The sequence below is a fragment of the Escherichia sp. MOD1-EC7003 genome, assembly GCF_002965065.1.
In the GTDB taxonomy this organism is placed as follows: domain Bacteria; phylum Pseudomonadota; class Gammaproteobacteria; order Enterobacterales; family Enterobacteriaceae; genus Escherichia.
Genome location: NZ_PTRE01000084.1, coordinates 43,479 through 50,116 on the forward strand (window position 1 = coordinate 43,479; position 6,638 = coordinate 50,116).

7 protein-coding genes are annotated in these 6,638 nt (G+C 55.2%); 1 reads left to right on the forward strand and 6 read right to left on the reverse strand.

What is annotated here, in order from left to right; all coding sequences use genetic code 11:
- Window positions 1-206 precede the first annotated feature (206 nt).
- The gene (gene yajO, locus A7090_RS15695) at window positions 207-1,181 is read left to right on the forward strand and encodes a 1-deoxyxylulose-5-phosphate synthase YajO (RefSeq protein WP_105274717.1); all 975 of its coding nucleotides are present in this window, start codon (window positions 207-209) and stop codon (window positions 1,179-1,181) included.
- A 1,412-nt stretch (window positions 1,182-2,593) separates the two neighbouring features.
- Here yajO and pgpA read toward each other — a convergent pair.
- From pgpA to nrdR, 6 genes are all read right to left on the reverse strand, one after another.
- Window positions 2,594-3,112, reverse strand: a complete 519-nt coding sequence (pgpA, locus tag A7090_RS15705) for a phosphatidylglycerophosphatase A (protein ID WP_105274719.1) — start codon at window positions 3,110-3,112, stop codon at window positions 2,594-2,596.
- The gene (gene thiL / locus A7090_RS15710) at window positions 3,090-4,067 is read right to left on the reverse strand and encodes a thiamine-phosphate kinase (RefSeq protein WP_105274720.1); all 978 of its coding nucleotides are present in this window, start codon (window positions 4,065-4,067) and stop codon (window positions 3,090-3,092) included. The genes pgpA and thiL overlap by 23 nt, the downstream gene beginning before the upstream one ends.
- Before the next feature lie 77 nt (window positions 4,068-4,144).
- Entirely contained in the window at window positions 4,145-4,564 is a 420-nt protein-coding gene (nusB, locus tag A7090_RS15715; RefSeq protein WP_000801125.1) for a transcription antitermination factor NusB, read from the reverse strand.
- Between the two features lie 19 nt (window positions 4,565-4,583).
- A complete protein-coding gene (gene ribH / locus A7090_RS15720) occupies window positions 4,584-5,054 on the reverse strand; it encodes a 6,7-dimethyl-8-ribityllumazine synthase (RefSeq protein WP_001021161.1) in 471 nt (156 codons plus the stop codon).
- Between the two features lie 88 nt (window positions 5,055-5,142).
- Complete coding sequence (gene ribD, locus A7090_RS15725) at window positions 5,143-6,246, reverse strand: bifunctional diaminohydroxyphosphoribosylaminopyrimidine deaminase/5-amino-6-(5-phosphoribosylamino)uracil reductase RibD (RefSeq protein WP_105274721.1); 1,104 nt, start codon at window positions 6,244-6,246, stop codon at window positions 5,143-5,145.
- Window positions 6,247-6,249: 3 nt separating this feature from the next.
- A partial coding sequence (nrdR, locus tag A7090_RS15730; RefSeq protein WP_105274724.1) for a transcriptional regulator NrdR occupies window positions 6,250-6,638 on the reverse strand: 389 nt, incomplete at its 5' end.

The following is a 6,638-nucleotide window of genomic DNA, read 5'->3' on the forward strand; positions in this document are numbered from 1 at the left end:
ATTCGAGTTGCAGGAAAGCGGCAAGCGAGTAAAGCCCCAGGAGCTTACATAAGTAAGTGACTGGGGTGAACGACAAATCCGCATGGAGCGGATTTGAACGCTGCTTGCAGCGGCCCTGTTAAGGGTGAGGCCCATGGATGGGCCGAATAACTCGCAGCCGCAGCACATGCAACCTGAAGTATGACGAGCATAGCGGGAGTGGCAGCATGCAATACACCCTCTTAGGAAAAACCGACCTTCGCGTTTCCCGACTTTGCCTCGGCTGCATGACCTTTGGCGAGCCGGATCGCGGTAATCATGCATGGACACTGCCGGAAGAGAGCAGCCGTCCCATAATTAAACGCGCACTGGAAGGTGGCATAAATTTCTTTGATACCGCCAACAGTTATTCTGACGGCAGCAGCGAAGAGATCGTCGGTCGCGCATTACGGGATTTCGCCCGTCGTGAAGACGTGGTCGTTGCGACCAAAGTGTTCCATCGCGTTGGTGATTTACCGGAAGGATTATCCCGTGCGCAAATTTTGCGCTCTATCGACGACAGCCTGCGACGTCTCGGCATGGATTATGTCGATATCCTGCAAATTCATCGCTGGGATTACAACACGCCAATCGAAGAGACGCTGGAAGCCCTGAACGACGTGGTAAAAGCCGGGAAAGCGCGTTATATCGGCGCGTCATCCATGCACGCCTCGCAGTTTGCTCAGGCGCTGGATCTACAAAAACAGCACGGCTGGGCACAGTTTGTCAGTATGCAGGATCACTACAATCTGATTTATCGCGAAGAAGAGCGCGAGATGCTGCCACTGTGTTATGAGGAAGGTGTGGCGGTGATTCCGTGGAGCCCGCTGGCGCGGGGGCGACTGACTCGTCCGTGGGGAGAAACTACTGCACGCCTGGTATCTGATGAGGTGGGGAAAAATCTTTATAAAGAGAGCGATGAAAATGACGCACAAATCGCAGAGCGGTTAACAGGCGTCAGTGAAGAACTGGGTACAACACGGGCACAAGCTGCGCTGGCCTGGTTGTTGAGTAAACCGGGCATTGCCGCGCCGATTATCGGAACTTCGCGGGAGGAACAGCTTAATGAACTGCTGAATGCGGTGGATATCACACTCAAACCGGAGCAAATTGCTGAACTGGAAACGCCGTATAAACCACATCCGGTAGTAGGATTTAAATAGGAATCCAGATCTGATAAGAGGTGACCAGCGCCGCATCCGGCTCCGGCGCACAATTGCCGGATGCGGCGTGAACGCCTTATCCGGCCTACCGTTCAGGCACAGATTTGTAGGCCGGATAAGCGTAAGCGCATCCGGCACCGGCGTACAACCGCCGGATGCGGCGAGAACGCCTTATCCGGCCTACCGTTAAGGCACAGATTTGTAGGCCGGATAAGCGTGAGCGCATCCGGCTCCGGCGCACAACCGCCGGATGCGGCGTAAACGCCTTATCCGGCCTGCCGTTCAGGCACAGGTTTGTAGGCCGGATAAGCGTGAGCGCATCCGGCACCGGCGCACAACCGCCGGATGCGGCGTAAACGCCTTATCCGGCCTACCGTTCAGGCACTGGTTTGTAGGCCGGATAAGCGTAAGCACATCCGGCACCGGCGTACAACTGCCGGATGCGGCGTAAACGCCTTATCCGGCCTACCGTTCAGGCACAGATTTGTAGGCCGGGTAAGCGTGAGCGCATCCGGCATCAGCGCACAACTGCCGGATGCGGCGTGAACGCCTTATCCGGCCAACCATTCAGGCACAGATTTGTAGGCCGGATAAGCGTAAGCGCATCCGGCACCGGCGCACAACTGCCGGATGCGGCGTGAACGCCTTATCCGGCCAACCATTCAGGCACAGATTTGTAGGCCGGATAAGCGTAAGCGCATCCGGCTCCGGCGCACAACTGCCGGATGCGGCGTGAACGCCTTATCCGGCCTACCGTTCAGGCACAGGTTTGTAGGCCGGATAAGCGTAAGCGCATCCGGCACCGGCGCACAACTGCCGGATGCGGCGTGAACGCCTTATCCGGCCTACCGTTCAGGCACAGGTTTGTAGGCCGGATAAGCGTAAGCGCATCCGGCTCCTGCGCACAACTGCCGGATGCGGCGTGAACGCCTTATCCGGCCTACCGTTCGGCACAGGTTTGTAGGCCGGATAAGCGTAAGCGCATCCGGCTCCGGCGCACAACCGCCGGATGCGGCGTGAACGCCTTATCCGGCCTACCGTTCGGCACAGGTTTGTAGGCCGGATAAGCGTAAGCGCATCCGGCTCCGGCGCACAACTGCCGGATGCGGCGTGAACGCCTTATCCGGCCTACCGTTAAGGCACAGATTTGTAGGCCGGATAAGCGTAAGCGCATCCGGCACCAGCACACAACCGCCGGATGTGGCGTGAACGCCTTATCCGGCCTACCGTTCAGGCACTGGTTTGTAGGCCGGATAAGCGTAAGCGCATCCGGCATCAGCGCACAACCGCCGGATGCGGCGTGAACGCCTTATCCGGCCTACCGTTCGGCACAGGTTTGTAGGCCGGATAAGCGTAAGCGCATCTGGCACCTGCGCACAACCGCCGGATGCGGCGTGAACGCCTTATCCGGCCTACGACAGAATACCCACCGGCCAGTGATGACCGATAAAGTACAAGATGCCTGCGGAAATCACCCCGGCGACAATATCATCTATCATGATCCCCATGCCGCCATGTACATTGCGATCAAACCAGCGGATTGGCCACGGTTTCCACATATCCAGGATACGGAAAATCACAAACCCGGCGGCGACCCACTGCCAGTCATTGGTCGGCAGCGCCATGAGCGTGATCCACATACCAATAAATTCGTCCCAGACAATGCTGCCGTGATCGTGCACGCCCATGTCTTTCGCCGTTTGATGACAAAGATAGACACCGATGCAGATCCCCAGCATCACCACCAGCGAATAGAGCTGCCAGGGCAAAAAGGTCATCAGATACCAGAACGGAATCGCTGCCAGCGATCCCATCGTGCCGGGAACGATTGGACTTAATCCACTGCCGAATCCGACAGCAAGCAGATGCCACGGATTACTCATCTTCAGGCGACTTTTCGCGACATCTTTATGGCGTGGCAAAATGGTCATATCCTTTCCAGTCTAACGTGACAGGTTCGCCGTCACGAATAAAACAGATCCCTTCGATATCGGCCATCATCTGACCAATACAGGTAAACGGAACTCCAAGATGCCCGAGAGCAACATCCAGCGCACCACGGTTCAGTTCCGACACCGTGAAACACAACTCGTAATCTTCACCGCCAGAGAGCGCCCAGCGCAGCGCCTGTTCCGGTTCAACATGGCGAGAAAGCGCATCAGAAAACGGCAGCAATGCCAGGTCAATGCGTGCGCCGCAGTTGCTGGCTTTCACGATATGCCCGAGATCGGAAATCAAACCGTCAGAGAGATCGATGGCTGAATTTGCCAGATAGCGCAATGCCTGCCCCTGTAAAATACGCGGCGACGGACGGAGATGACGTTTAATTAAGTAGTCCGCATCTTTAGCATCGGCAACCTGCAAACGGTTTTGCAAAATTGCTAACCCGGCGGCGCTATCGCCCGGTGTACCGGTCACATAAATCCAGTCACCGGGTTTCGCACCAGAACGCGTTAAGGCTCGTCCCATCGGGACAAAGCCGTGGATACCCAACGTCATTGATAATGGCCCACGCGTGGTATCGCCACCAATGAGTTGCATATCGTAATAATTGAGAAGATCAAACAAACTGTCGCTGAAGGACTCAAGCCACGCTTCGTCGACGTCCGGTAAGGTCAATGCCAGCGTTAGCCAGGCCGGATCGGCGCCCATCGCGGCCAGATCGCTTAAATTCACTGCCAGTGCTTTATATGCCAGATCCGCAGGATCGATATCAGGGAGGAAGTGGTTGCCCGCCACCAACGTATCAGTGCTGATCGCTAGGGTCTGTTTCTCGGGGATATTGAGAAGTGCACAATCGTCGCCGATGCCCACTTCAACATCAAGACGAGAACTTCTTACTCGGTCAAAATAACGGGCAATCAGGGAGAACTCGCCACATGCCATACGTTATGCCTCAGCAGGTAAAAAAGAAAAGGCCGGCGATCGCGGAACGGTCTTCCGTGAATCTACCGGCCTGGATATTACTTTTTGTTAGGGCGAATCACAGGGGCTGCTTTATCGAGTACGCCGTTAACGAACTTATGGCTATCTTCTGCACCGAACGATTTCGCCAGTTCGATCGCTTCGTTAATGGCCACTTTATACGGCACATCGCTACGTTTAGACAGCTCATACAGCGCAATGCGCAGTACGGCTTTTTCTACCTGGCCCAGTTCTTCCAGCAGGCGGGACAAGTATGGCTTCATCAGTCCGTCGAGGTATGCGGTGTTAGTCGCCACCCCGGCCAGCAGCTCACGGAAGTACAGGACATCAACGTCTTTTACATCCTGTTCAGCCAGGAACTGGTATTCAACATCAGCGATGTCGTTCTGGGACAACTGCCAGGAGTAGAGCGCCTGGACGGCACACTCACGAGCGCGGCGACGAGCAGCAGGTTTCACGGATTTCCCCTTACTAATTTCAGGCCTTGATGGCTTTCAATACATTAATCATTTCAAGCGCGGTCAGTGCAGCTTCTGCACCTTTGTTGCCAGCTTTGGTGCCAGCACGTTCGATCGCTTGTTCAATGCTTTCAGTGGTCAGAACCCCAAAAGCAACCGGAATTTCGCTGTCCTGGGCAACATGCGCCAGGCCGTTGCTTGCACCACCAGCGACATATTCAAAGTGGGCAGTGCCACCACGAATAACCGTACCCAGCGCAATCACCGCGTCGTATTTACCGGTTTTAGCCAGTGCACCCGCCGCCAGCGGCAGCTCGTAGGCACCAGGCACCCAAACGACGGTAATGTTTTCATCTTTTACCTGACCGATACGTTTCAGTGCGTCAATTGCACCTTCCAGCAGGCTGTCATTGATAAAGTTGTTGAAACGCGCGATGGTGATGGCGACGCGAGCGTCCGGGGTAGCAACGTTAGCTTCAATAATGTTCATTTTATTCCTTCGGGTTCGAGTATGGCCCCGCAGGGGGGCGGATTTTAGCATAATATTTCGTGCGCTGCTTCCCTTTCGAGCCGGGAGATCATGCACCCACTAAATGCAGGCAAACATCCGGGCCTACATGACGTATCTCTTTGAATTTAAATTGGGGAGCGTCGGCTAATTTCTCAAGCCCCGGCAGGGTGCATAATCCGCGGGCGTCGCTGCCTAATAGTTTAGGTGCGATATAGACGATCAGCTCATCGACTAAACCCGCCTGTAGCAATGCGCCAGCGAGCGTTGGCCCCGCTTCCACCCAGATGCTGTTAATTTGCTGTTTACCCAGTTGCATCATCAGTACAACCAAATCCAGATGACCTTTATGCTCTGGAATCAGCAAGGTACGCACCGTTTCCGGCCACTCACGAGAATCCTCCTGCGTACGCGCAAACCAGGTTTCGCCGGGCTGCTGCACAATACGATGTTCCGGCGTCACGCGATTTTGGCTATCAATCACAATACGTACCGGCTGGCGAAGATTTTGTTGCGGATAGAGCACCTGAGTTTGTTCGTCCAGTTCAGACCAACGCACCGTTAAGGCCGGATCGTCTGCCAGCACCGTGGTGCTGCTGGTTAATATGGCATGACTTTGCGCGCGCAGACGTTGTACATCGCGCCGCGCCTGAGGCGAAGTGATCCACTGGCTCTCACCGCTCGCCATCGCCGTGCGACCATCAAGCGATGCGCCAAGTTTTAACTGGATATAAGGAAAGCCGGTGCGCATCCGCTTGAGAAAGCCTTTATTCAATTGTTCAGCTTCACTCATCATCAGCCCGTGGCTGACGTCAATCCCCGCTTGTTGAAGGCGATAAAGCCCACGCCCAGCGACCTGCGGATTAGGGTCTTGCATTGCGGCAACCACGCGCGCCACGCCAGCGGCAATTAATGCATCACAACACGGAGGCGTTCGACCATGATGGCTACAGGGTTCGAGTGTGACATACGCTGTGGCGCCTTTGGCTTTTTCGCCAGCCATGCGCAACGCGTGTACCTCGGCATGCGGTTCACCCGCACGGTGATGGTAACCTTCACCGACGATTTCACCATCTTTCACAATGACACACCCAACATTCGGGTTGGGATGCGTGGTAAAACGTCCTCGTTGCGCCAGCTTTAGCGCCCGCGCCATGTAATACTCGTCCTGCACGGCTTAGTCCTCCAGGCGCGCGATCTCTTCGCCAAATTCTTTGATATCTTCGAAACTGCGGTAGACAGAGGCAAACCGGATATAGGCAATTTTATCGAGCTTTTTCAATTGCTCCATCACCAGATTGCCAATCATCTTGCTCGGCACTTCACGCTCACCGGTAGCGCGCAGCTGCGATTTAATATGATTGATCGCCATTTCAACGTCATCGGAACTCACCGGACGTTTTTCCAACGCCCGCTGCATTCCGCTGCGCAATTTTTCTTCATTAAACGGTTCACGCACGTCGTTGCTTTTTACAACACGCGGCATAACCAGCTCTGCCACTTCAAAGGTGGTGAAACGTTCATTACACACCAGACACTGCCGACGGCGGCGTACGGATGAACCCT

What these genes read in the sequence shown, in the direction of transcription:
- thiL (WP_105274720.1), bottom strand. Translation starts at nt 4,067, where the DNA reads ATGGCATGTGGCGAGTTCTCCCTGATTGCCCGTTATTTTGACCGAGTA.
- ribH (WP_001021161.1), bottom strand. Translation starts at nt 5,054, where the DNA reads ATGAACATTATTGAAGCTAACGTTGCTACCCCGGACGCTCGCGTCGCC.
- pgpA (WP_105274719.1), bottom strand. Translation starts at nt 3,112, where the DNA reads ATGACCATTTTGCCACGCCATAAAGATGTCGCGAAAAGTCGCCTGAAG.
- yajO (WP_105274717.1), top strand. Translation starts at nt 207, where the DNA reads ATGCAATACACCCTCTTAGGAAAAACCGACCTTCGCGTTTCCCGACTT.